Here is a 25,881-nt window from a genome sequence, read left to right as displayed (position 1 = left end):
AATTTCATCGTAACCAACAGACAGGAATGCAAATATTTATAGTTAACAACAATTAGCAATATACTTTCTTATTGAAAACGTATAATAGTTATTGATAGATTATAGCGTTGTGCTATTAAGTTCGGAGAGTCTTGAGAGTGTCTCCCAGGAAACTTGCTAGTAAGTAGCACCTTTCACCGGTGATTGATCGGTGGTTGTTCGGTGGTTGATCGGTGGTTGGTCAGTCACGACCGAACAATCACCGATCAACCACCGAATAACCATCGACCTAATCTGCAAGATTCTAGCAATTTACTCCGAACTCTCCCCGATCACGCCCAATTAGAAATAAAGACATGAATACTTCCGTAAGCCTCCGGAATAATCATTTAGACAGAAGATCTTAATTATGGGCGTAGAAGTGGTCGCGTAATACCGCGCGGATATGTAGAAAAGTGTAAGGTCTAGCGGATTAAAATACAATAGCGTCCATAAAAAGAGGCCCTCCATCCCTGGAAGGCCTCTTTTTATGGACGCTATTGTAATAATTACCTTACTAGTAATTTGGGTTCTGGATCAGCACTCCCTTACTTCTGTCTATTTCCTGCTGAGGCAGTAGGAAATAATAGTTTCTAGGCTTGGTGAATGTACGTGCAGGCATTATTACCTGTCCGTCGGAACCCAGCTTGGGTTGACTATATATAGCAACAATATTAATGAGACCTGCTTTATCCCAACGCATCAGATCCTGGTGACGTTCATTTTCGCCACACAGTTCTACGCGTCTTTCATGCATCAGGGCAGGCATACCTGCACCACTTACCGGAGTAAGACTGGCAGAAGCACGTTTACGTATAGCATTGATTTCTGCATCACCTGCGCCAGCACCTGATTTACGGATCTTAGCTTCGGCCACTACAAGGTAAATATCAGCACTACGCAGCAAAGGATATTTCAATGAGTAGTTCAATCCACCGGAACTTTTCCAGCTGCAGAACTTTTTGTAATGATACCCGGTTTTTGACAGGTCCGCAGTATAGGTTACAATCCCTGTTCCTATGTCGATCTGATCTCCTGGTTTCATGATACATGCATCTTTGCGGGGATCTCCTGCTTCAAACTCATCTACCAATCCTTTTACAGGCTGGAAGAAGTCCCAGCCATTCCATGTACGTGGAGCATGGTAGGTAGTAAAATCAGAATAACCCCAACCGTCGGTAGTTTGTACATTCACCAGCATTTCACTGTTGTTACTGGTAGCCGGAGTGAAGTTAGCAGCATAAGTGGGAGCCAGCGCATAATTTGAATTGGTAGTTACTTTCTCACCATATTCAATAGCCTTATCCATATTATCCTCATAGAGGTACAATTTGGCCAGCAATCCCCAGGCAGAACCTTTATTCACGCGGCCTGCACTATATGCCTCAGGAAGCAGGTCTGCCGCCTTTAACAAGTCTGACTCTATCTGACCACGAACACTATCCAACGATGATTTTGGATTATTATAATTACCATTCAGTACATCATCCTCAGTTACGATTGGCACTTCGCCATAAACTATCATCAAACGCCAGTAAGCGAATGCACGGAGGAAATATGCTTCACCAAGACAACGGTTCTTCACATCCGGATCAATGTCTGTGATCTTAGGAATATAAATCAACGCATTATCCGCACGGTTAATCGTTTCATACTTCCATTTCCATGGCAACCTTAATGAAGGGTTGGATGCATCAAAAGTAAATTTTTCTATAAGATCATCTTCCGGGTGATCTCCTGCATGGAACTGATCATCCGAACAATTATCATAAGTAAATTCAACGAAGCCGAGATAATCTTCCTTCAGAAAAAGAGTATAGATACCAGAGATACCATCCACAGCATCGCTTTCGTTACGCCAATAGTTGCCACTTGTATAACTTCCTTTTGCTTCTACATCCAGCACTTTGTTACACGCATTAGTAAAGAGGGCAACCACACCTATCAGCAATATATATTTCGTACGTTTCATAATCATCATCATTAACAGGTTAAAAATTAAGTGTTGCACCAAAAGTAAAACTCCTTGCCTGTGGATAAGTAGCTACATCTACCCCACGCTGTCTGTTACCATCAGTAGAATTAGGGTAACCCAGTTCAGGATTCAAACCTTTATATTTCGTAATAACGAAAAGATTCTGACCGGTTGCATACACACGTACATCAGATACGCCTGAATGACCCCACACTTTAGCAGGAATTGTATATCCAAGTGTTGCGTTGCGGAGCGACAGGTAATTACCATTCTCTACAAAACGATCAGAAGTACGATAATTCTGGTTGGTATTTTCCAGAGTCATACGTGGCACACTGTTTCCTGTACCCTCACCATGCCAGCGCTGCATAGCCTCTGCATACATATTGTAAGGATAGGTAGGATCCAGACCCTGCATTCTGTCGGCATTATACAGTTTTACCCCTGCTACACCTGCAAAAGAAACACCCAGATCAAATCCTTTATAAGAAGCTCCGGCCTGTAAACCAAATGTTACCTTAGGATTAGGATTGCCCAGGTAGGTACGGTCCTGATCGTTTATAATACCATCGCCATTGTTGTCTAAGAAACGGACATCCCCTGGTTTGATATTTGCTTTGTTGGGATCATTTGCGATATTGGCATCATTATCAATAGCAGATTGGTTCTGGTAAATACCATTAGTTTTCCAGCCATAGAAGGAAGCAATAGACTGACCTTCATAAGTGCGGGAGATTTCCTGATTCTGCCTGCCATAGTTAGTAGAGCTGATGAAAGTACCCGGCTCATAGAGTTTTGTAACCTTATTCTTTATAAATGAAGCATTTGCCGCTACATTATAATGGAACTCACCTTTACCTCCCAGGTAACTCACTTCTATTTCCCATCCCTTGTTATTCAGCGCACCGATATTACGATCTGGCACTGTAGCCGCACCATGCTCGTCCATTAAAGGTGCAGGTACCAGCATATCCTTGGTATTCTTATTGAAGTATGTAATAGTAGTATTCAGTTTGTTCTGGAAGAAACCTGCTTCCAGACTGATATTGGTCATTTCTGCTTTTTCCCAGGTGATATCAGGGTTAGCCAGTGTTGAGTTCCAGATACCGGTTACTGTATTATCTCCAAAAGCATATCTCTGATCCTGATCCTTTTTGATAAGCGCCAGGTATTGGAAATCAGCTACACGCTGGTTACCCAATGCACCCCAGCCACCTGTAAGTTTCAGATTACTTACAAAAGATACATTGTCTTTCATGAAGGCTTCGTCAGAAATTCTCCAACCTGCAGAGAACGCAGGGAAATAACCCCAGCGATTGTCTTTAGGGAATTTGGAGGATCCATCTGCCCTGAAAGTGGCAGTGAACAGATATTTACCTTTAAAGCCATAGAAAGCACGCATAAAGCCAGATGCAATCGCATTCTCAGCAATATAGTTTCCGGAAGCATCATGAATATCGATACCGTTATCCAATACACGTTGCGGAGTGGTTTCGTCGTTATACCCCCAACGTTCTGCCCTGTAATAACTACCATAGGCTTTTTGCTGAGAATAACCACCGGTAACAGTTACCTGGTGATTTTTGGCAAATGTTTTATTCCAGGTCAGGAATACTTCTGCCAGTTCAGAACCATCTGTTTCATTACGCTGATAAAGTGCGGCATGATCGGAGGCACGGATCTGGTCGAGTACTTTAGGTGTAAATCCATATTGATTGTTAATCGTACCATCGTATCCATAATTGGCACGTAAAGTAAGGCCATCCAGGATTTGTACTTCTCCATATACACTTGCCAGCATCCGGTAATTCTTATTATAGCCGTCTGAAGTTTCAGCAGTAAAAACAGGATTATTAATATCACCCAGTTGACCGCTTGCTTTTGCAGTACCATAAGAGCCATCCGCATTTCTTACCGGAATAGCCGGGTTGAAACGCAGCGCACTGAATATCAGACCTGTTTGTGAAGAGTAAGTATCAAAACCTTCCTGCTTCCTGTAGGTCAGTTGCAGGTTCTCTCCTACTTTTACACGTTTACCGATTTTGTGTTCAGAGTTGATACGTACACTGTAACGTTTGAAATAGGTATTCTCGATTAGTCCTTTTTCATCATAATAGCCACCACTGATCAGGTAGTTGGAGGTAGCGTTACCACCACGCAGGCTCACATCGGCATTGGTAGTCTGTCCGGAGCGCAGCAGTGCCTTTTGCCAGTCAGTACGTTGTACTGCATAATAAGGGTCCTGCCAGAAAGGATCAATGGCCACACCATCATTTGTATAACGTTCCTGTTTCAGTTGCACCAGTTCAGGAGCTGTCAGCATCGGGATATAACGGCGTACATTGGAAACACCTTTATATATATTAACACTTGTTTTCAGTTTTTCGCCATAGCTACCTTTTTTAGTGGTAATGATGATCACCCCATTTGCCGCACGGGTACCATAAATAGCTGAGGAAGATGCATCCTTCAGAATTTCCATGGAAGCAATGTCATTAGGACTCACATCACTCAAACCGGTTGCAGGTATCCCATCTATAATTACCAGCGGGTCTGCATTATTAATAGTACCTGTACCACGGATACGGATAGAAGGCTCTGTTCCGGGAGATCCGTCAGAACGAACAATGTCTACACCGGTTACCCTACCCTGAATAGCCTGGGCAGCATCACTCACTGGCAGGTTCTTAATATCTGCTCCTTTAATAGAAGAGATGGTACCAGTTACATCCCGGCGGTTTTGTACACCATATCCTACAACCACTACCTCTCCAAGTCCTTTGGTAGTAGATTTCAGACCAACATTGAAGACTGTCTGCTCTCCAATGGCAAGGGTCTGTGCCTCATAACCAATAAAAGAAAAAGAGAGGGTTTTACCGGCATCGGGTACGGTAAGTTTGAAATTTCCGCTGGCATCCGTAGTGGCTCCTGAAGTGGTACCAGGAACGGTGACATTTACTCCGGGGAGGCCACTGCCGTCGCCCGCATCTGTTACCTTACCTGTAACAGTCCGTTGCGCAAACACGGCACCCGTAACCAGGCATAATAAGATTACCAGAAAGCTTTGCTTTCTAAAAAACGTTGTTTGGCTCATAAAGGAAAGAAATAAGGTAATTTAAAATGACTATTGCATTGTTCTAACGTGTTAGGAATATCCCATTATATTATTATCAGATTGACCATACTACTATTCACCATTCACTTACAATACATATTAATAATGTGAACTGTTTACTTCACAGCACTCTACATACATGACAGCGCGATAAAAATAAGCGAACATTTGTAGATAAGTTGATACTATTTTATCATTGCCAGGTGGTGCCTTAACATTTCTTTAAGACTTTAAATAAGTAGGGCACCGTCTACCCGGTTATGTAACCCATATTCTACATACTGTTTTCCTTTTTTACCTACTCTTCTAAGTAAAGCGGTTAATTATTTTAAATACTACTCAAAAAAGATAATTTTCCAATTAACTGTAAATCAGTTATTTATCAAACATGATACATCCTTTAACATTTCTTTAGAGTATTCTCGCAAGGTTTTAGTTAGATAGTCTGTACCATAATTTATTGATTTTCTATTAACCAGTTAAAATTGAAAAACCATGAAGAAGCAATTATTAAAGTTCGGCCTGATGGCCGGCATGGGCGTTTTCGTACTGACGCAAACTTACGCAAAAGATGCTAAAGCTTTAACCAGCAATGTAGCGGACACAATTACAATGCGCGACACAGTTAATGCTTTGGACACTGCCAGCATGAACAGAGACACAGCAAACTTTGTACTCGACACAGCAAGTTTTGCACATGACACAGCAAACTTCGTGCTCGACACAGCAAGTTTTGCACACGACACCGCGAGCTTTGTACGTGACACAGCAAATTTTAAGGACACGGCAAATTTCGTCTTTAAGGCGGATACCGCAAATTTCAAATCTGCTGACACAGCAAGCGCTTTCAAGTCTGACACAGCTGCTTTCAAAGCAGATACTGCCAACTTTGCTTACAAACTGAGTTCTGTAACCGCAGACACAGCAGCAATGAAAGCAGATACTGCTGCCTTTAAAAAGGATACAGCAAGAGTTTTAGGTCAAAATATCGTTTCTTTCAGGAAGGATACTACAACTCCACAGCCTACCGATACCACTGCTAAACCAAAAGCGGTAAAGGAGTAAGAAACAATGATAATTAACGGAAATCATGTGGACAATAAAAAGTCCCGGACAATTGTCCGGGACTTTTTAATTATATGCAATCTGTGAATGCTGAAATTAGAAATTATAACCAGCTTTCAAACCGAAGAAACCAGCTGTACCATCTTTGTACCATCCTTCGTATTTAGCTTCTACATCCAATCCTAAGAAACGGATCCCGATGCCTGGTGCAAAGATAATAGGAGCTTCATTCTCTCCTGAACCTACTGACTTGGCAACTCCACCTTCTACCTTTAAATATAATAAAGGGAATGGGAATTTATACTTTACACCTACTCTTACAGGAATGGCCTGCAATGCTGAATAACTGGTGGTCATTGTTGTGCCTAAAATAGGATCAGTAGTTACCACATCTTTTCCAGGGAAACGCATATACCCAACAGAACCGGTCACACCAAATCCTGCGATGAGTTTAATATCTGCATTCAAACCAGCACCAAAGCCAGTATTATGCGTATCACTCAGATCGCCGGTAGGAACGCCAGCTTCCACGTAGGGGCCTATGCTGAATCGTTTCAATTGTGCCTGAGAATTACTGCTGGTTCCCACAAGTATGGCGAACAACAGGCAAGCACTGTAAAAGGTCTTTATCATACAGGATATTTTAAAATTCTTACAAATGTAAGTAATTCATACCTAAATGAACAAATGAAAAATCGGGTACATTGAAAGGAATTCAGGCATTGCCTGGAAGCAGCTTTCTGTTGAGGCAATCTTTGAGTTTACTTTTTATAAGTAAAAGGGTATCAAAACTTTATCTTATTCTGAATATGACTAGAGAGATTTATTGGGGGCGTACCTTAAAAACAGTATCAGTACGGACACTGTTGACACTGTCAGCAACCGGGGGTGTTTTGGAAAATGAAGAGGAAGGAACGGCGGCGGAAGTTGCGACATTCGAATGCCCTGCCGGCAATCCCATCTGCCTCATGTCTTTGCGCGTTTTCTTATCAAACAAATACTGCGGATGCTTCTCTTTCCGCAAGCCATCTTCAAAACGGTATTCCGCACCTAACCGTGGTGGCTGGTATTCGCGGTTAGCAGATGCACAGCTACCGGCTAAAACAACAATGCCTGCCATCATACATGTATGTAGCAGCATGAAGGCAGGTTGTCGTAATTTGAAATTTTTCCAGGTTATTGACTCAAACATATTTCCTGGGTTTACTGTCCGCAATTATAACGTCGTAACAGGAATGTTATTGCATGAAAACCAAACTGTTCAACTGCTTTAATAACAGCTTCTGCTGATTTGCAACTATGCTTATACCATATCCAGTGGTTTCCGGTTATTCTCCTTTAACTGCCGGTAGCCGGTAGGCGTTAGTCCGGTAATCTTCTTGAACTGTTGCGACAAATGCTGTACACTGCTATATCCCAGACTGTCTGCTATTTCACTGAGATTCATTTCGTCGTATTGCAGCAGTTCCTTTACCCGTTCAATACGCTGAAGGATAACATATTTCTCAATGGTAAGTCCTTCTAAAGAAGAAAATACGGTAGAAAGATAATGATAATCTGTATCCAATGCTTCCTGTAATACCACAGATAATTTAGTATTCAGTACTGCATTTTCTTTTCCGTGGATCAGCCGGATGATAGTGGTTTTCAGTTTTTCTACCAGTGCATGCTTTTTATCATCCAGCAATTCAAACCCAAGTCCATGCAGGCGCTCTCCCAATACCTGCAGTTTTTCTTTTTCAGGTATCTCTTTTAAGGTCACCTCTCCCAGATCAATATTTGTAAACCCCATATCGAGTTTTTCAAGTTCCTGCTGCACTACCAGAATACAACGGTTACATACCATATTTTTTATGAACAGATCCATTGCTATTGATTGAATTTACAAAGTTAGGGGATAAGATCAAGTTATTACTATTTAAGATATCCTAAATATCTTAATGAAGTGGATATCCACTTTCTTTATTCCTGTTGTCTGTTATCTTATACCTCAAATCCAGGGTCTTATTCCCGGAAAACCAGGCTTTATGCCATTTGCCCCCAAACGCCCCTTACCTGCTCCTACTTTTACACCAGCATGAAGCTTCAATGCGAAGGTGGACGCCGAAAAACCATGATCAGAGTAGGCAACTAATTTTCTAAATCAAATAAGATGTTCAAAACATTAAAAGCTGAAGGTAACAACGGAGTTACCACCCTGGCTACTGACATTGCCGGACAACCATGGCTGCCAGAATATGCATTCGGGAAAGGCGTGAATGCGGTTACAGGTAACCTCGCAGGTACCGCAGTTGTAATACCCGCTGTAAAACCGGCAACAGGACAAAGCAGCATCACCACCTATTCCAGCATCACTTCCAGCAGCGATGTAGAAAAGCAGATTTCAGCATCGGCAGATGGAAGTTATAATATGGATGGTATGACTGTCTCTGCCTCTACCTCATATCTGACAGAAATAAAACAGTCGGAATTATATATGACTGTCATTGCCACATTTGAGTCATCCTCCAACGGTTATGATACGGTTTCTTATCCAGGTACCTCCATCACACTAACAGAGCAGGCAAGAGCATTGGTAGATAAAGGAGATTTTGCAACCTTCCGCAATATATACGGTGACTACCTGATTTCAGGCAGCAAAAAATGCGCATACTTCAGAGCCATATTCACACTGCATACTACGTCTGAAAGTGATTTACAGAAACTGGAAGCAAGCATCGGGGCAGATGTACCTGAAATATTCACGGCAAAAGGAAATACTGCGTTTCAGGAAGCGATTAAGCAAAGCAATGCCAGTGTAAATATGACATTGAATATGCAGGGATATTCAGGAAATCCACCTTCCGGCAAGTGGGATATCTCTACCGTTTCAGAAGCATTAACGTGGTTTACTGCGCATATGGCCCCGATAGAGGTACTAACTGAAATGATTCACTACAGCATTGTTGATTCCCGTATTCCTACAACATTAAATATCGATCCTTCTATATTCAGTGCTGTATCAGATATCTATCTCAATGCTTACATGCTGGATATTTCATGGGCTTCTTTGCCGGATGAATGGCAATACATTTATGAAGTACAGGTAACCAGCCTTGTGAAACAGGTACGTTTCAGTGCACAGGAACTTGTTACCAATGACAGCCTGCGCGCTACACTGTATAGTGAAGTAACACAACTTTTAAGCACATTGCAGAACCTTTACCAACGCGTTGTTTTCATTAAGCGTATAAAGAGCCTGCAGCCAGGAGAACCTGCCATTGGCCAAAGCGAATCAGGCACACAGCTTTATGGTTCTACAAATTATCCGAATAAAGCTAACGACCCTGCATTTAAAATCCAGTATGTTTCCCAGAACTTTAAGGAAACAGGTCATGTTGGCCATAAGTATCATACTTTCTATATAGCCCCGGACAATGGCATCATCATTCAGTGGGAACTACATGCGGTATGGACAGACGGAACTGATGGCACATGGTATCTGGAACAGCAAAATAATAATATGAGTCATATTCTTCTTAATAACGCAGCCAAAATCACAGCAGTATCAGAACTTTCCAGGGGCTTTGATAATACACTGACAGTGTGGTATGTTGATGCATCTTTAATACCAGCATCATTGTTTTAGTAATATTTTTTTATCAGACAAATTTATTAACAACTTTAAAACTTTATAATTATGCCGAATTTCAATTTAAGATGGGTGAACAGATCGCGTTCCAAACAGGATTGGATGATCAGTAATGGTGATTCATTTACGTTGCAACCCAATTTCGAACGTAGCGTAAACCTCATTATTAATAATGACTATACATTCAGGATAGTTGTTAGCACCAGGGGTGGTTATGCGCATGCAGACCTGACCTACTCAGCTCATACAAATTCCTGGACGCTTACAAGTTTAACTCCTAATGAATGGGGCCTTGCTCAGGGTAATGGCATTGTGACTGTAAGATGTTTTCTGGAAGATGTTTTTGAAGCATATATTCCAATGTATGCAGCACAAGTTCCTGAATTTAGTGATGAAGAAGAAAAGGTAAAGTATCCGGCTTATCAGTTATATGAGGATAATACTGATACTACCTATTGCAGTCCTAAAAAGGTATTGAGTCATGCTGTAGGTAACCTTTGGATTAAAGCCTGTCTGGCTGCTCATCCGGGTACCAGTTGTAATGGGAAGCCCTGGATAAGTGATGATCAGGATGGCACAATATGGCCGGAATAAATTTTTAATGATCAGTGAGGGCGGCTCAAAAATAATTGAGCCGCCCTCTTTTTTATTACAGCGCTAATCAGGGATATTATTTACATTTGAATCATTAATCATGATTTATGTACCCAGTTCCTGATTCCTCTTTGTTACCCGCATCCGGTAATGATTACATCGATTCAAATATTTACCAGTCTGGCGATGTAAAAGTGATATGCAGTAAACGTATTATTGATTCAGGTATATCTGATATACCTGATCATAAGGTTTTCCTTTCCTTTTACCAGTCTGAATATGCATACGCCTTTAACCTTGTTATCTATGGTTATTTCCCCGATAATTATGTACCTGACAATCCTGTATTTGATACAGAACTGGTTAACCGGGAAGTGACTACAGGTGATGGCGGCGCACCCACTACCCTGCTTACCAGGGTACTTTCCCTGAACTATCCTTCCACACAGGAACAGCAGGCTACTTACTCCTTATGGGAAATCAATGTTACTTACGCTGTTTTCTTCAGTGACTTTGCCCCAATGGAAAAAGCAGAGGCTATCCTGCTAAACCTGATAACAAACGGGAAGTTGGTTGAGTCCAGTGTCTTTACTATCCCCAAAAGAATCTACCCTTTCTTTTTAGGAGACAGGCAGGTACTGGATGCAACATCGGAGATTGTACATACCGGAATGCAATTCCCTCCCCTGGAACCGCTGGTAATCTTTAACAATCCCGTGGCAGACAACGAAATCAACCTCACTATTTACGCGTTTCTACCTGCAGAATATGAGCCTTCAACAGTCACGCTTATTCCTGCTGTAGGCACTCCTGCCATCGTACTTCCAATTGAAGGAGAAGACCCATCCAATAATATAAAGGTTGCTATCAGAACGATCAGCATCACTTATGCTACAGCGGCACTTTTTCCGTCAAAGCGATTCGGAGAATATAGTGTGTGGAAGATACAAACCAGTTATACAGACCCTACTGCACAACTGGTGAGAGTATGTTACAGTATAGGCGATCCAGTTACCACAAGAGGCACCGTTACTTCCGTTCAGCGTTCCTGATCTGTTATGCGTTATCTTATTATAATTATCCTTTGCGGCGCTTCTTTTACAGCCACCGCGCAGTCATGGCATCTTTCTGATAACATCAGCAAAAAACTGCTGTCGCTATGTCCTGTGTGTTCTCCCGTTACAGCTTCTGCTGCTTCCGAAAGTTTTCACCGTTGTCATATCACACTTGCCAGCAGTGAAACAGATTCTGCCTATGCATATGCACTGCAGACAATTGCCACCTGCAACCCATTGCAAGATAGTTTGCTGATGGTAGCATCTCTTTTCATCAAAGCCAGGATACTCTATTATAAAAGTGTCAATGAACAGGCACTTACAGTGTATAATAGTATACATACCCATGACAAGGATATTGCAGCTGCTACCACCGCTAATATGGCTGAAATATATCTCCAGCAAAGTAATTTCCAGGCAGCATTACAGCATTTTAATGACTGGCAGTCACGCTTTGCAGCAGGAGCCGACCCTTATATACTAAAAACAATATACAGTAATACCGCTACCTGCCTGTTACATATGGAAAGGTATAAAGAAGCATGGCCCTATTATGAGAAAAGCCTTGTTATTTCCGTACGCATAAAAGATACCACCGGTCTTGCCCAAACTTATATGAATATGGCCAACTGGTATTATAATCAATATAAGGACAAAGAGGCTGCCGCCTATTTTAACAAAGCACTATTCTTTGCCCTCCGTTCACATGATCATGAAATAATCAGGGATATTTATCTGAATATGGCACAGATAGCAGAAGATGCGAAAAAATATACGAACGCCCTCTCCTATAGGAAACTTTATGAAGCCACTGTAGATACTATCTGGAACCGGGATAAGATTTTTGCTACGGCAGAACAGGAAAAGAAACTGGCAGTAAAACTACTGCAGGAAAGTGCAATACGGCAACGTGCGGAACTGGAAAAAAGAAGATGGCAGCGCAATACATTTCTGCTGCTGGCAATATTCTTTCTTACCTCTGCGGGACTAATCTATTTTGCTTACCGTCAGAAAACAAGACAGAAAAACACGCTTGCAGAACTGAACCAGACGAAAGATCAGCTGTTTTCTATTGTAGCCCATGATCTCCGTTCACCGGTAGCTAATCTGAAAATCAATCTTCATTATCTGAAAACGGCGTTGACAGAAAATCGTATTACGCAGGCGCTGGCATTATCGGAAAAGATAGAAACTATTTCCAACAGTACACATATGTTACTGAACAATCTGCTGCACTGGGCGCTGGGCCAAACCGGCCGCCTTGTACTGCACCAGGAAGTGCTGCATCTGCAGGCTATCACAGAACAGGTATGTTATGATTATATCCCCGTAGCGGCAACCAGAAATATTACTATCAGGAATGAAACACCTGCAGGGTTATACTTTTTTGCAGACAGCAATACGGTAAAAATCATCCTGCGCAATTTGCTGGATAATGCTATTAAATATACGCCTGCTGAGGGGCACGTTTCTATATCTGCTGCAATCCTTGAGAATACCTGCCAGATAACGGTAGCTGATTCAGGTGCAGGTATGGATGCAGCTACCTTACATGCGATACAGCATAACCTGCGGCACAGTTCAGGCATCGGGCTATGGTTATCCCGGCAGATGGCGGAGAAGAATGGCGGTACCCTTCATATTGACAGCGACAACAATGGTACCCGGATTACGCTACATTTATTATTACCCTCATGAAAGTGCTTATTGTAGAAGATCAGCCTGATGAAGCCGCTTATCTGCTCCAGATCTTACAACAGTACGGTTATACAGATGTTACTGTTACTGCTTCTTTGCAAGCCGCGCATGACAGTCTGATTACTTTTACGCCGGACATATGTATTATTGATATTTACCTGAATGGAAAACCTGATGGCATTGTTTTCGCCACCCAGATTAACAAACGGCTCCCTTTTGTTTTCCTTACCAGCCATGACGATACCACTACTTTCCAGCTTGCAAGGATGGCGATTCCCTGTAGTTACCTTTTAAAGCCCTATAATCCACTGGAACTAAAGTATGCAATTGAGCTGGCTGTTGAAAAAGCGACACCTGTACAACCTCCGTTAAATAATAATATTCTTTTCGTTAAAAACGGTAATATACTATCGCAGGTAGCGATGGATACTATCAGGTATATTGAGGTGGAAGGGAAATACAGCCGGATTATCTGTCATCAGGGAAAATTCCTGGTACAGCTGCCATTAAAGGAATTAATCAGACACTTGCCTCCACTTCTCTTTCCAAGGATTCACCGTAATACGATTGTCAATATCCGGGAGGTGGTGCGTATTAATATTTATGAGCAAGAGTTATTTCTGAAAGACGGGCAAACACTGGCTATCAGTCGCGGGTACATTGATGACTTACTGGTGGCCTATAAGGTATTGAAATAACATTACCACTTTTTCAACTTACATTTACACCCTTACCTTATCAGTCATGCATAAACTATTTTATCTTTTCCCGGTGCTTATTGCTACCAGCTGCGTAGAAAATGTCAGGGAACAGAAACATCATACAGATAGCGTCACTGTTGAAAAAAGCGTTACAACACCAGCTCCTGTTAAACAGGCAGAAAGCGCTTTACCTGAAAAAGTAATTGCAGAAAGATTAAATGGTACGGTAACATTACTGGATACTGTGAATGGGAAACCGATAGCCCGCCTGCATGATAATATATTACTGAATGCCGGTGTAGCCAAAGGTGGCTGGATAATGGCAGGTGTTGAAACAGAGATCAGTGCTGCACAGGAAAAGGCTATGCTGTTTAAAAAGGGGCAGTCATTACTTATAAAAGGACAGATTGTAGGAGAAGCACTGGCAGATATTCCCCTTCAAGCAACAGGACAAACCAAAGGAGGCGCCAGGACGGGGTTATTCTACGGGTTTATTCCTGCCGGTAAGATTAAAGCTGGTTCAGTAATAGAAACAGCGCTTAGCCAGTATCTGTTGCAACACAGTAGCAGGATGCTGCCAGAAATGCAGTCATTTATCAAACAATTTCAGTTGCAGCCAACCGGCTTTAATGAGCCATTCCTTGAATATGCCAACTACGAAAGTTCCGTAGATGATCCTTCACCTGCTTACCGTACAGTATTGGTATTTTACAAAAACAAGCTGATTGCCATTGCAGACTCCCGGCATGTAAAGATCCCGGGAACAGCAGAACATAAACTGGACAGAGGCTTTCATGGCTATTTCTTTGAGGACGCTGATAGTAAACTGCAACAGGAATACATTAAGATGTTCAATAATTTTATCAACTCCGTAGATTAAATTTTAATGGACTAAAAAATATTTTATACTGACCAGTACCTGGAAAAGATTTTTGCGTCTATATATATGTACCATTAAAAGCTATACTCTTTGCACTGATACAGTGCGTTTTGATACTAATAAGTTACGATTTAGATTTTGTCGTAAAAGCAGCGGGTTTCTTTTAAGTTACCCGCATTCAATATTATGCCTTTTTGTAGCTATATCAACAGGTTGATGATTTGATGATTTTAGTTAAATTTATACAAATAACGAATTGACTGGTATCCGTGAATAATCCTCCTGTATATAATAATGAAAATGAGCATAAACTACTCCTGCAGATCGCACAAAATGATGGGGTGGCTTTTAAGTTAGTTTTTGACCACTACTGGGACAGGATCTATTCTATGGCTCTGGCTTATCTGAAATCTCCTTTATACGCAGAAGATGCTGTACAGGAGGTTTTTGTGAAGTTATGGAATAGCAGGCAGCAATTAACCGCTGTACGTAAATTTGATTCATACCTCTTTATTGTTGCCCGGAATGAAATAATCAGTACCCTCCGGAAAAAGATAGTACATGCTCCTTTTGACGACTACCTGAGTGACGAATTGACAGAAGAAGTACTGGCCCCTGATCAGCAACTGGATTTAAAAGAGTTCCAGATATTGGTCGATGAAGCCATAGAAAAACTTCCGGTGCAGCAACAGCGCGTTTATAAGATGAGCCGGCAGGAAGGAATGTCTCAGGAACAAATATCCAGGGAGCTGGATATTTCCATATCAACCATTAAAGGTCATATGACCAAAGCCCTTCAATCTATCAGGACACAGTTATCTATGAATTCTAATAAGGCAAGCCTGCTCTGGTGGCTTATTTTAATCTCCATAAAAAATAATTAACTTTTTTTTAGGATCAACCAATACCTGAGGCAATTATTTGCGTCTTTAGATATATGCAGGTAGTAAAATAGCCCGAGGAGTTGGTTATCAGCCAGATCACTGCCTAATTTATCCGATAATATGGAATTTAAGTTTAGAGCCTTACTTGAAAAATATCTGGCAGATTCAATCAGCGAGTCTGAGAAAGCACAGCTTTTTCAGATGCTTCAATCTACGGATTATGAGTCTGAACTGGAACAAATAATAGATAATGGTTTCCTGGAAGGAAAAATAAGTGGTTTGGCCGATCAGCGCAGAGCAAAAGCATTGTTTGATAAAATCGTTGAAGCCGGACAGGTATCACGTAAACCATTCTTTAGCCGCAGGCTGCGATATACCGCGGCTGCGGCTGCAATTCTTTTAATGCTGTCTGTAGCTATTTATAAATTCAGTACAACAAACAGCACCTCCCCGGCCATAGCAGGCAAGGGAAAAACAGATGAGGAAATTGTTCCAGGCAGTGATAAAGCAATGCTGACACTGGCAGATGGTACTGTTATTATACTGGACAGTACTGGTACAAAGGCTATGCGGCAGGGTAATACTGCTATCCGTCAGTACAGAGGACAATTGCAGTATTTACAGCAGGAACCTGAAACAGGGATCAGCTATAATACGCTTACTACTCCCCTCGGCGGACAATTCAGGCTTACCTTACCCGACGGCAGTAAGATATGGCTGAACGCTGCATCATCTATCACCTATCCTACAGCCTTCACTGGTAACAGGCGTAAAGTGTCTATCACCGGCGAAGTATATATGGAAATAGCGAAGAATGAAAATATGCCGTTTGAAGTCATTGTAAAAGATGTGGAAATAACAGTACTGGGTACCTGTTTTAATATAAATGCTTACGAAGATGAGCCTTCCATGAATACAACCCTCCTGGAAGGAGCAGTGAAAGTAAGCCGGACAAATAATGATCAATTGTTAATGCCAGGTCAGCAGGAACAATTATTACCGGATGGTACATTTAAAATTATAGATGATATAGATACAGCATCTGTGGTTGCATGGAAAAATGGTATGTTTTCTTTTAATGATGCTGATATTCCTGCCGTGATGAGGCAGATAAACAGATGGTATGATGCGGAAATAGTATACAAGAGTGAAGTTTCTCAACATTTTATGGGGTCTGTGCCCAGAAACGTTCCTGTTTCTAAGTTGTTGACCATGCTGGAATTAACAGGTCGCCTGCATTTTAAAATTGATGGTAGAAAAATAATAGTAACCCAATAGTATAAAGCACAACTAAAAATATATTGTTCACCTAAAACGTAAGTGTTAATGTAGAAAACAACAAAACTATATCCTGCATGGGGGACATGAGGTGTTGGTCGCATCTTAAGTTCTGCAGGCATCTAAATCGTCGTGTTCTGAAAATTCCTTAATCAACCAAACTCAAAATCTATGCCTTTCACTGTCTGGTGCCAACACAGGCTTGTCACCGTATGCCTATTAATGATTGTATCACTTGCATTCAGCCTGTCTGCAAGTGCTGGTAATTTTCAAACTGTTACGCTCTCTTTAAAAAATGCTTCGCTACAAAAAACATTTAAAGAAATAGAGAAACAAACAGGGTATTCTTTCTTGTATTCAAGAGAGGATATGGAACAAACCAGGAATGTAAGTCTTGAAGTAAGAAATGTAAATGTTGAAGCTGTATTGAATATTTGTTTTGAAGCACAGCCTTTCACCTATACTATAGTGGACAAAGTTGTGATCATAAAAAGAAAATCGTCGGCTCCTCCCATTACCGGTACAATAGTTGGTCCTGATGGCGCTCCTATCCCGGGAGCCAACATCCAGATCAAAGGAACCAATACAGGAACTGTCACTGATCCTGAAGGTAGATTTTCACTGACTGCCGAAGTGGGCAAAACACTGGTGATCAGAATAGTGGGATATGAAACACAGGAAGTGAAAATAGGATCTGAAACTTCTCTCCGGATAGTACTAAAAATAAGCACCTCTTTACTGGAAGAAGTAATTGTAACAGCAGGTGGTATAAGATCAAAACGCAGAGAAATCGGTACAGCCAATACCGTTATAAAAACGGCGAGCCTGGTAGCAGGTAAATCGGTAAATGTAGCCGGTGGATTACAGGGTAAAGTAGCCGGTTTACAGATCAATGCTACCAGTGGTGGTGTAAATCCTAATTACAGGCTGATTTTAAGAGGACAGCGTTCCTTAACCGGTAATAACCAGGCATTGATTGTACTGGATAACGTGATAGTACCCAATACCGTTTTAGGTAACCTGAACCCGGAAGATGTAGAAGAACTGGTAGTTCTGAACGGTGCCGGTGCAGCAGCGCTGTATGGTTCCCAGGCATCCAACGGTGCGATCGTTGTAACTACTAAAAAAGGTAAAAAGGGCGTTACAGAGGTAAAATTATCTCATACTACCACTGTTGAATCCGTTGCCTTCTTCCCTAAGCTGCAGTATGCCTATGGTGCAGGTGGTAGTACTTACGGTTTTGATGTGAATGGCAAACCTTTATTCTCTAATCTGGAGAACCAGTCATATGGTCCCGGTTTTGATGGTACCAAAGTACCTTTAGGAGAACCATTGGAAGATGGCAGTCAGGATTCTGCTTATTATTCCGGTAATAAAGAGCATAATAATTTCTGGGAGAGAGGGATTACTAACCAAACTGATTTTTCTGTTTCTTCAGGAGATGATAAATCAACCCTTTACCTTTCCGGACAATATGCAGGTATAACAGGTACCACGCCGAAAGATAAATATAACCGCGCCGTACTGAGAGCAAACGGAACGCATAAAATGGGGCAGCATATCACCTCAGTATATAGTATTGCCTATACCCAGACCAGGTCTGATCTTACTTCGCAAACGGCTACAATTTACAGCCAATTGCTGAACATGCCACAAAACGTAGATATTACAAAATACAAAAACTGGCGTTCCAACAAATTCGCTAACCCAAATGGTTTTTATAACCCATGGTATGGCAACCCGTATTTTACACTTGACAACAACCGCAGTAAACAAAGAAATGACTATTTAATAGGAAATCTTGAAATAAAATATTCTCCGCTGGAATGGTTGGACTTCACTGGCCGCCAAGGTATTTCTGCCAGGAATCTATCATACAAATCATGGGGTGGTGGATTTAATTACACTACCTATGCAGAGGTAACGAGTGCTTCCAAAACAGACATTTCTGCTTACGTTAATGATGAAAGCGGATATACCACTGAATTGCTCACTGATGTATTCACACAGATACATAAATCAGCAGGAGATTTCAATTTTAACCTCATAGCAGGTGCTCAATGGCGGCAGGATCAGTCTAAGTTTGTAGGTAATGGAGCAAACGGACTGACTATTCCGGATCTGTTTAACGTGGGCAACAGTGCCACTAATCCAACAGCTTACGAAAACAACTACAAGGCCCGCCAGATGGGGATATACGGCGACCTCCGTATCGGCTATAAAAATGTATTGTTCCTGCATGGTACCGGCCGTAAAGACTGGGTATCTATCCTGGCTCCCAATAACAGAACCTTCTTCTACCCTTCTGTAGATCTTTCATTTATAGCCAGTGATGCAATCAGTGCATTAAAAGACAGCAGAACGATCTCTTACCTGAAGCTGAGAGGCGGCTGGTCAAAAGTAGGTCAGGTGAATCTCGGCAACAGTTCAGACTTCGGTGCCTATTACCTGCAACCAACCTTCAGCCAGGCAAATGGTTACCCTTACAATAATGTATCCGGTTATACCGTAAACAATACTCTTGTTTCGACCAATCTGAAACCGGAAATTACCAAAGGTTATGAAGTAGGTTTTGACCTGAATATGTTCCAGGACAGGATCATTTCCACTGTTACCTGGTACAGTACCAAAACTGATAACCAAACAGTAAATACCTCCGTATCCAATGCTACCGGTTTTTCATCTTACAGAGTTAACACCGGACAAACTACCAGCCGTGGACTGGAAGTAACCGTACATGTTACACCAATCAAGACTAACGACTTTGAATTAACAGTGGGTGGCAACTATACTCATCTTGATAACAAGGTGAATAATATCAGCGCCGACCTGCCACGTTTAACATTGTCTTCCTATACCAGCGGAACAGGATCTTATGCCGTAGCAGGACAACCATTCCCTGTTATCATGGGTAAAGATTATTCCCGCGATAAAGACGGACATGTTATTGTAGATCGTCTTACAGGTACTCCTTACCTGGATGATACTATTAAAATTCTGGGTAATGCAGTAGCTAAAGACCGTCTGAGCCTGGACCTGAGTGTTAGATATAAACATTTCCGCCTTTCTGCCCTGTTGGAATACCGTGGCGGTTATATGGTGTATAACAATATGGGATCTGAGTTAGACTGGGCAGGTACAGGGTATAGAACAGCAGCCTTTAACCGCACCCGTTTTGTATTCCCTAATTCTGTATACGAAGATCCTTCCCATCCTGGTACTTACATCAAAAATACCAACATTACCGTTCGAGATGGTAATGGTAACTCGGCTTTCTGGACTAACGACGAAAACCGGACCGTCGCATCCAACTATGTTACCTCCGGCGATTTCTGGAAATTAAGGGAAGTATCTCTTTCATATGATATCCCTTCTTCCCTGTTAAGCAAAACAAGGGTGATCAAAAATGCCACCTTCAGTTTACAGGGACGCAATCTCTTTATATGGCTTGCCAAATCGAATTATTATACGGATCCTGAATACAGCGATTCCGGTAATGATAGTAATGGTATTGGTCTGACAGGCCTGGGACAATCACCTCCTTCACGCTTTTACGGCGCAGCACTGTCATTGACATTTTAACGGCATTCCTTAAAAAACTGGACTAATGAAAAAATCACTACTTATTATAGCTACAGGACTTATTGTGTTGGGCAGCTCCTGTAAAAAATATCTCGACATAAATGAAAATCCCAACCAGGCAACTTCCGGTACGCCGGAAGTAGTACTGCCACAGGCACTTGTTTTTACTGCCAGTAACTTTAACACTTTTAATACTTATGGTTCCCAACAGGTAGGTTATTCTGCGAATGCCGGTGGTTATGGTGGCTTTGGATCAGCTGTTACTTATGACTACAGCAATGCCACCTTTGCCGGATTATGGACCAGCACATACGATCTGCTGTATGATTTCCAGTACGTAATCGAACAAACAGATACATTACCAGATTACGGGTACTTTAATGCCGCTGCCAAAATCATGAAAGCGATGAACTTCCAGATCCTGATAGATACCTACAATGATGTTCCATACAAAAGCTCATTGAAAGGAATCAGTAACCTTACTCCGGAATATGATAAGGCAGAAGACATTTACGTGGACCTTGCCAATCAGCTGGATACAGCCATTGGTACTATTATAACAACCATGACGGAAGAATCCACCAACCCGACCAGTAATGTGAAGCCACTAAGCTCTGCTACTGATCCTATGTTTGGAGGTGATATGGAAAAATGGATCCAATTTGCCAATACTGTGAAACTCCGCTTGTTTATCCGTGCAAATGGCAAAGTGACCTTTACGAATACAACTTTTGATGCTGCCGGTTTCCTTACTTCAGATGCTATTGTAAACCCAGGTTACACACGGGATAACGGAAAGCAAAACCCGCAATGGAATACATGGGCATATACCTATACAGGAGCTGCAGGCAACAAAGCATGGATACCTACTAAATTCATGCTGAGTTTCTATGATGGCGCCAAACTGAATGATTATCGAGGACAGGCTATTTACTACAACTTCGCTACTTCTGCAGGTACGGTATCCAACCAATTAGGCTATGAAAACAGTAGTGTACCTAGTTCTCCGGCTGGCAGTGCATGGCTGTCAGGCGCCAATACAGGCAGCGACAGAGGCAGCACAACTGCTGGTAAAAGCATAGGTATCCTGAAAGGGCCCAATGCAGGGGAACCCATCCTGATGGCATCAGAGAGCTATTTCCTGCAGGCGGAAGCTGCACTCAGAGGCATTATAACAGGTGATGCAAAAACACTTTTCGAAAACGGTATCCTCGCTTCTTATAAATATCTGTATATGAAGCCAGATGGTACTTATGATAACAACTGGGATCCCGCTACAGATTTCGACAGCTACCTGGCAGACAATGACAGCTACCTGGTACATTTTGAGAATGCCACAACCCTGGAAGAACAGGTCGAAGCCATCATCACCCAGAAATATATTGCACTGAATTTCATTCATGGTCATGAGGCCTGGAATGAATATCGCAGAACGCATTATCCGGCTATTGTAAATGGTTCTACTAATGCTACTTTAACCTTTGCCTCTACACAGTCTATAAGTACCCGTCCGGACAGACTTCCTACCAGGGTTCTATATCCGCTTACGGAATCGTCCAATAATTCGGTTAACATGCCTAAAGGAATAAGCCCATTCTCTTCTTTTATTTTCTGGGCTTTACAATAAAAAATAAATGGGGAAAACTATGAAACATATAATCAAAAATACATTGCCTTTACTGGCATTAACACTTGTATTTACTTCCTGCTTAAAGGACCATCTTGCCATGGATCCTGCACAGTCAAATAACGTAATAGAATTTGCCAATACGGGTGCAAACGTTTCTCCGGCAACGGCTATCTATCCCCGGTTTGCAAGTGATATGGGCAGCCTGGGTACTGGTGATTCAGCTACTTTCAACGTCAATTTAAGTTATTCAGGTGCAGAGATGGCACCCAACGATATCACAGTAACTCTTGCATTAGATACGGCTGCATTGAGGGCTTATAATGATGATCTGGGTACAGACTATGTAGCCCCTCCGGAAAGTGTATATAAACTTGCAACTACCGCTGTAATTAAGAAAGGAACACAGGTATTACAGTTAAAAGTAGCTATCATCAATAATGACAATTTTGATTTCAATGTTAATTACGCATTGCCTCTCAAAATAGCTGCGGTTTCTTCTGGCGTGATCAGTGGAAATTATGGTCTTGCAATCTATTCTTTTGCAGTACGTAATGTGTTTGATGGTGTATATGAAATGACAGGAACATTAACTGATAATGCGAGTTCAGCCATCACCGGAAACTACCCGGTGGAAACACAATTAATTACCTACTCAGGTAATTCAATTGCTTTATGGGATCCGGTTTATGCGAAAGCTTACGGGCATATTATCCGCAGTGGTACAGGCAACTCTTATTACGGTTACTTCAGTCCTGTTTTTGCGTTTGATGCCAGTGGCAACGTCACTGTCTCAAACTATTTCGGAGATCTGGCAGGTCCCAGTAAACGATCTGCTGCACTGAATCCTACCGGCATCAACAAAATCACTTATGGTGCTGATGGACATGTAGAATATTTCGAAGTGAGCTATTTCATGACACAAAGTGGTACAACCAGAACCTCTTTTAATGAGAAGTTCACCTATAAAAGACCCAGATAATCTACATTTCCTCCCCCTCTGAATATAAGTATGGCCCGTGTAATGCGGGCTATGCTTTTTTTTCAGGAGTAAAAAAAATCCCACTCACCGTGTGGTGAATGGGACAAGACCGGTGATGTTGGTCGCACCTCTGGCCCATAGGGTAATACTAAATCGTCGTGTTCTGATATTTATTAATCACCCGGAACCAAAAGTATGAATTTCCCCAGGATCAAAAAATCTATACTCATATCATACTTAAAGCTAAATCGGACCAATTAAAATCCAAACAGGCTGTATCAAAAGTTAGATACAGCCTGTTTTCCATGCTCCTTAAGTAATTCCTTCTTTTTGTTACATCCCTTCGGTTAGTTTATATATCTGCTTTAAAACGTTCTTTTCTACTCAGACTCCTGATTGAAGTTTTATGCCTGTTTTGATTCGCCCCTGTTGTTTCATAACTCTCACCTGAATCATTATTGTACCTGTTCCAGCATAGCATCCAGCATCTGATCCGTAAATTTCCCACCACCCATACTCACAAGTTTACTCACAGGCATTTCATTCAATATGGTTATCATCATCGTCTGCATTTTCTTCTTAGCATCTTCCTGCGCAGGTGTAAGCTTTTCAGTACTATTACTGTTTCCACCAAACATACTGCTCATATTTTCCATCAACTTCGCATACATTGCTTTGCCTTTGGGATGCTGTGCAAATTCTTTCAACAGAGAATTACGTGTTAGAGGAGGATACAGCACATGGCTGGCGCTGATTTTCATAGAAGTATGCAACGGCAGGTCTGCGGAAGAACCACCGGCTAGGATATTATACTGTCCATTACTCGTTTGCCACTCATGTACCTTCTCATCGTAATAAGCGAAATCGCGGTAGTTTAATTCAAAACTGACAGTTGTTTCCTCTCCGGGTTGTAAAAACACTTTGGTAAAATGCTTCAATTCTTTTTCCGGCCTTAATATTGTTTTATTCTCATCCTGAACATACAGCTGCACCACTTCCTTACCTGCCACCTTGCCGGTATTTTTAACCTTTACACTTACTTTTATTTTATCTGTATCACTGGCAGCAGCAGTGCTGATATCCATATCACTATAAGCAAAAGTGGTATAACTTAATCCAAAGCCAAATGGAAATAATGGCGCTACTTTCTTCTTATCATAATACCGGTATCCTATAAAGATCCCTTCTCCATAGATGGTAGTGCCATTCCTTCCGGGAAATTCCAGGTAAGAGGGTGTATCTTCCAGTTTAACCGCAAACGTTTCTGAAAGTTTACCAGAAGGATTCACCTTACCGGTAAGTATATCTGCCAGTGCCTCTCCTCCTGCCTGACCACCCAGCCAGCACTCAATAATCCCCTTTACTTTACCAGCCCAGGGCATGGCAACAGCTGATCCGTTCATCAATACCACCACTACATTTGGTTGAACTTTCACAACAGCATCAATGAGCCTGTTAAAGGCTTCCGGCATATCCATGTTGCTGCGGTCGAACCCTTCGCTTTCATAAGTATCTGGCAGCCCTACCACCACAACCGCAACATTGCTGTTTTTAGCCTCTTGCTGCGCCTCAGCTATCAGTTTGTCATCTGTAGTCGCATCAGCTGTATACCCCTGCGCAAAGGTCACGGATGCTGCCTTACTGAGGGCATCATACACATTTGCGATACGGGTAGGATTCACCTGCGAGCTACCGGCACCCTGATAACGGGGAACTTTAGCAAAATTACCTATCAATGCGATCTTCTTTTTTTCAATAGGCAAAATGTTGTTGCTGTTCTTTAACAACACTGCACATTCACTACTCACCTCCCTGGCCAGTGAGTGATGTTTATCTTTATCGTAGGTAGCCCCTTCTTTGTGCAGGGCATGTGTTTTCAATTGCTGGGCCAGGATTTGTGTCACCACTTCATCCAGCCTTTGCATACTGATCCGGCCACTGTTCACAGCATCAATGATCTTTTTATCGTTGATCCCGCCATTGCCCGGCATTTCAAGATCCAGCCCGGCATTGATGCCCGCAGCACGATCATTCACAGCCCCCCAGTCGCTCACTACGAATCCTTTAAAGCCCCATTGTTTTCTGAGGATACTATCCAGCAGCAGACTGTTTTCAGAAGCATACACTCCATTTATTTTATTATAAGAGCACATGACTGTCCAGGGTTGCGCTTCTTTCACAGCTATTTCAAAAGCTGGCAGGTAAATCTCGTGTAAGGTTCTCTCATCCACAACGGAGTTGTTTGAAAGCCGTTCGAATTCCTGGTTGTTCGCCGCAAAATGTTTTAATGATGCACCTACTCCCTGGCTTTGCAGACCATTAATAAGTGCCGCAGCCATCTTACCCGCCAATACAGGATCTTCAGAAAAGTATTCAAAGTTCCTTCCGCCCAGAGGAGAACGTTTCATATTTACACCAGGGCCTAAAAGGAACTGTACGTTATTCGCCTGGCATTCCTCCCCGAGTGCGACTCCCATTTCCTGCAGCAATGCCGGATTCCAGGAAGATGCCAGTCCGGCAGCAGTAGGGAAACAGGTAGCAGGCACACTATTCGTAAAATCAGTTCCAACTGCCTTACGCAAGCCGTGCGGCCCATCCGTCATAAAAACTGAAGGGATATCCAACCGTTCTATTGGTTTGGTACTCCAGAAATCCCTGCCGGAGCATAATGACGCTTTTTCTTCCAGCGTCATTTTAGCTACCAGTTCTTTTGCTTTTGTGTCGTAACCGGATTGACCAAAAGCTGTTTGAGCTAACATGATCATAGAAATTAACAGGCCTTGTTGTTTCATCTTC

General features: G+C 42.0%; 18 protein-coding genes. 12 read left to right on the top strand and 6 right to left on the bottom strand.

Annotation, left to right across the window (positions count from 1 at the left end):
* Positions 1 to 535: 535 nt before the first annotated feature.
* The gene (locus BM176_RS13365; protein ID WP_255373505.1) at positions 536 to 1,990 is read right to left on the bottom strand and encodes a RagB/SusD family nutrient uptake outer membrane protein; all 1,455 of its coding nucleotides are present in this window, start codon (positions 1,988 to 1,990) and stop codon (positions 536 to 538) included.
* Between the two features lie 19 nt (positions 1,991 to 2,009).
* Positions 2,010 to 5,087, bottom strand: a complete 3,078-nt coding sequence (locus BM176_RS13360) for a SusC/RagA family TonB-linked outer membrane protein (protein WP_090103758.1) — start codon at positions 5,085 to 5,087, stop codon at positions 2,010 to 2,012.
* Positions 5,088 to 5,603: 516 nt separating this feature from the next.
* On the opposite strand from BM176_RS13360, the gene BM176_RS13355 reads away from it, so the two are divergent.
* On the top strand, positions 5,604 to 6,173 hold the full coding sequence (locus BM176_RS13355) for a hypothetical protein (protein WP_090103756.1): 570 nt from the start codon (positions 5,604 to 5,606) through the stop codon (positions 6,171 to 6,173).
* A gap of 96 nt (positions 6,174 to 6,269) precedes the next feature.
* Here the strand turns inward: BM176_RS13355 and BM176_RS13350 are convergent, their stop codons facing one another.
* The 3 genes from BM176_RS13350 to BM176_RS13340 form a co-directional block, all read right to left on the bottom strand.
* Positions 6,270 to 6,806, bottom strand: coding sequence for a hypothetical protein (locus BM176_RS13350; protein WP_090103754.1), 537 nt, complete (start codon positions 6,804 to 6,806; stop codon positions 6,270 to 6,272).
* 190 nt (positions 6,807 to 6,996) lie between these two features.
* The gene (locus BM176_RS13345) at positions 6,997 to 7,365 is read right to left on the bottom strand and encodes a hypothetical protein (RefSeq protein ID WP_090103752.1); all 369 of its coding nucleotides are present in this window, start codon (positions 7,363 to 7,365) and stop codon (positions 6,997 to 6,999) included.
* 111 nt (positions 7,366 to 7,476) lie between these two features.
* Positions 7,477 to 8,040, bottom strand: a complete 564-nt coding sequence (locus BM176_RS13340; RefSeq protein WP_090103749.1) for a helix-turn-helix domain-containing protein — start codon at positions 8,038 to 8,040, stop codon at positions 7,477 to 7,479.
* Positions 8,041 to 8,325: 285 nt separating this feature from the next.
* On the opposite strand from BM176_RS13340, the gene BM176_RS13335 reads away from it, so the two are divergent.
* The 11 genes from BM176_RS13335 (at position 8,326) to BM176_RS13285 (ending at position 23,085) form a co-directional block, all read left to right on the top strand.
* Positions 8,326 to 9,801: a hypothetical protein gene (locus BM176_RS13335; RefSeq protein WP_090103747.1), complete on the top strand. Its 1,476-nt coding sequence runs from the start codon at positions 8,326 to 8,328 to the stop codon at positions 9,799 to 9,801.
* Between the two features lie 51 nt (positions 9,802 to 9,852).
* Entirely contained in the window at positions 9,853 to 10,398 is a 546-nt protein-coding gene (locus BM176_RS32465; RefSeq protein WP_177230395.1) for a hypothetical protein, read from the top strand.
* 107 nt (positions 10,399 to 10,505) lie between these two features.
* On the top strand, positions 10,506 to 11,450 hold the full coding sequence (locus tag BM176_RS13325) for a hypothetical protein (protein ID WP_090103746.1): 945 nt from the start codon (positions 10,506 to 10,508) through the stop codon (positions 11,448 to 11,450).
* Between the two features lie 6 nt (positions 11,451 to 11,456).
* Complete coding sequence (locus BM176_RS13320; RefSeq protein ID WP_090103744.1) at positions 11,457 to 13,151, top strand: tetratricopeptide repeat-containing sensor histidine kinase; 1,695 nt, start codon at positions 11,457 to 11,459, stop codon at positions 13,149 to 13,151.
* Positions 13,148 to 13,849, top strand: coding sequence for a LytR/AlgR family response regulator transcription factor (locus BM176_RS13315; protein ID WP_090103742.1), 702 nt, complete (start codon positions 13,148 to 13,150; stop codon positions 13,847 to 13,849). The genes BM176_RS13320 and BM176_RS13315 overlap by 4 nt, the downstream gene beginning before the upstream one ends.
* A 46-nt stretch (positions 13,850 to 13,895) precedes the next feature.
* Positions 13,896 to 14,732: a hypothetical protein gene (locus tag BM176_RS13310; RefSeq protein WP_090103740.1), complete on the top strand. Its 837-nt coding sequence runs from the start codon at positions 13,896 to 13,898 to the stop codon at positions 14,730 to 14,732.
* Between the two features lie 269 nt (positions 14,733 to 15,001).
* Positions 15,002 to 15,616: an RNA polymerase sigma factor gene (locus tag BM176_RS13305; RefSeq protein ID WP_090103738.1), complete on the top strand. Its 615-nt coding sequence runs from the start codon at positions 15,002 to 15,004 to the stop codon at positions 15,614 to 15,616.
* A gap of 120 nt (positions 15,617 to 15,736) precedes the next feature.
* The gene (locus BM176_RS13300; protein WP_090103736.1) at positions 15,737 to 16,894 is read left to right on the top strand and encodes a FecR family protein; all 1,158 of its coding nucleotides are present in this window, start codon (positions 15,737 to 15,739) and stop codon (positions 16,892 to 16,894) included.
* A gap of 171 nt (positions 16,895 to 17,065) precedes the next feature.
* Positions 17,066 to 20,476 carry a SusC/RagA family TonB-linked outer membrane protein gene (locus tag BM176_RS13295; protein WP_177230394.1) on the top strand — a complete coding sequence of 1,137 codons (3,411 nt, stop codon included), beginning with the start codon at positions 17,066 to 17,068 and terminating at the stop codon, positions 20,474 to 20,476.
* Positions 20,477 to 20,501: 25 nt separating this feature from the next.
* On the top strand, positions 20,502 to 22,103 hold the full coding sequence (locus BM176_RS13290; protein ID WP_090103734.1) for a SusD/RagB family nutrient-binding outer membrane lipoprotein: 1,602 nt from the start codon (positions 20,502 to 20,504) through the stop codon (positions 22,101 to 22,103).
* A 19-nt stretch (positions 22,104 to 22,122) separates the two neighbouring features.
* A complete protein-coding gene (locus BM176_RS13285) occupies positions 22,123 to 23,085 on the top strand; it encodes a DUF1735 domain-containing protein (protein WP_177230393.1) in 963 nt (320 codons plus the stop codon).
* A gap of 455 nt (positions 23,086 to 23,540) precedes the next feature.
* Here the strand turns inward: BM176_RS13285 and BM176_RS13280 are convergent, their stop codons facing one another.
* Entirely contained in the window at positions 23,541 to 25,877 is a 2,337-nt protein-coding gene (locus BM176_RS13280; RefSeq protein ID WP_218162203.1) for a glycoside hydrolase family 3 C-terminal domain-containing protein, read from the bottom strand.
* Positions 25,878 to 25,881: the final 4 nt, after the last annotated feature.

The organism is Chitinophaga sp. CF118, assembly GCF_900112615.1.
Lineage (GTDB): Bacteria > Bacteroidota > Bacteroidia > Chitinophagales > Chitinophagaceae > Chitinophaga.
This window is presented reverse-complemented; position numbering and strand designations above follow the sequence as displayed.

What these genes read in the sequence shown, in the direction of transcription:
- BM176_RS32465 (WP_177230395.1), top strand. Translation starts at nt 9,853, where the DNA reads ATGCCGAATTTCAATTTAAGATGGGTGAACAGATCGCGTTCCAAACAG.
- BM176_RS13315 (WP_090103742.1), top strand. Translation starts at nt 13,148, where the DNA reads ATGAAAGTGCTTATTGTAGAAGATCAGCCTGATGAAGCCGCTTATCTG.
- BM176_RS13280 (WP_218162203.1), bottom strand. Translation starts at nt 25,877, where the DNA reads ATGAAACAACAAGGCCTGTTAATTTCTATGATCATGTTAGCTCAAACA.
- BM176_RS13365 (WP_255373505.1), bottom strand. Translation starts at nt 1,990, where the DNA reads ATGAAACGTACGAAATATATATTGCTGATAGGTGTGGTTGCCCTCTTT.
- BM176_RS13295 (WP_177230394.1), top strand. Translation starts at nt 17,066, where the DNA reads ATGCCTTTCACTGTCTGGTGCCAACACAGGCTTGTCACCGTATGCCTA.
- BM176_RS13360 (WP_090103758.1), bottom strand. Translation starts at nt 5,087, where the DNA reads ATGAGCCAAACAACGTTTTTTAGAAAGCAAAGCTTTCTGGTAATCTTA.
- BM176_RS13285 (WP_177230393.1), top strand. Translation starts at nt 22,123, where the DNA reads ATGAAACATATAATCAAAAATACATTGCCTTTACTGGCATTAACACTT.
- BM176_RS13350 (WP_090103754.1), bottom strand. Translation starts at nt 6,806, where the DNA reads ATGATAAAGACCTTTTACAGTGCTTGCCTGTTGTTCGCCATACTTGTG.
- BM176_RS13355 (WP_090103756.1), top strand. Translation starts at nt 5,604, where the DNA reads ATGAAGAAGCAATTATTAAAGTTCGGCCTGATGGCCGGCATGGGCGTT.
- BM176_RS13320 (WP_090103744.1), top strand. Translation starts at nt 11,457, where the DNA reads ATGCGTTATCTTATTATAATTATCCTTTGCGGCGCTTCTTTTACAGCC.
- BM176_RS13340 (WP_090103749.1), bottom strand. Translation starts at nt 8,040, where the DNA reads ATGGATCTGTTCATAAAAAATATGGTATGTAACCGTTGTATTCTGGTA.
- BM176_RS13325 (WP_090103746.1), top strand. Translation starts at nt 10,506, where the DNA reads ATGTACCCAGTTCCTGATTCCTCTTTGTTACCCGCATCCGGTAATGAT.
- BM176_RS13335 (WP_090103747.1), top strand. Translation starts at nt 8,326, where the DNA reads ATGTTCAAAACATTAAAAGCTGAAGGTAACAACGGAGTTACCACCCTG.
- BM176_RS13345 (WP_090103752.1), bottom strand. Translation starts at nt 7,365, where the DNA reads ATGTTTGAGTCAATAACCTGGAAAAATTTCAAATTACGACAACCTGCC.
- BM176_RS13290 (WP_090103734.1), top strand. Translation starts at nt 20,502, where the DNA reads ATGAAAAAATCACTACTTATTATAGCTACAGGACTTATTGTGTTGGGC.
- BM176_RS13300 (WP_090103736.1), top strand. Translation starts at nt 15,737, where the DNA reads ATGGAATTTAAGTTTAGAGCCTTACTTGAAAAATATCTGGCAGATTCA.
- BM176_RS13310 (WP_090103740.1), top strand. Translation starts at nt 13,896, where the DNA reads ATGCATAAACTATTTTATCTTTTCCCGGTGCTTATTGCTACCAGCTGC.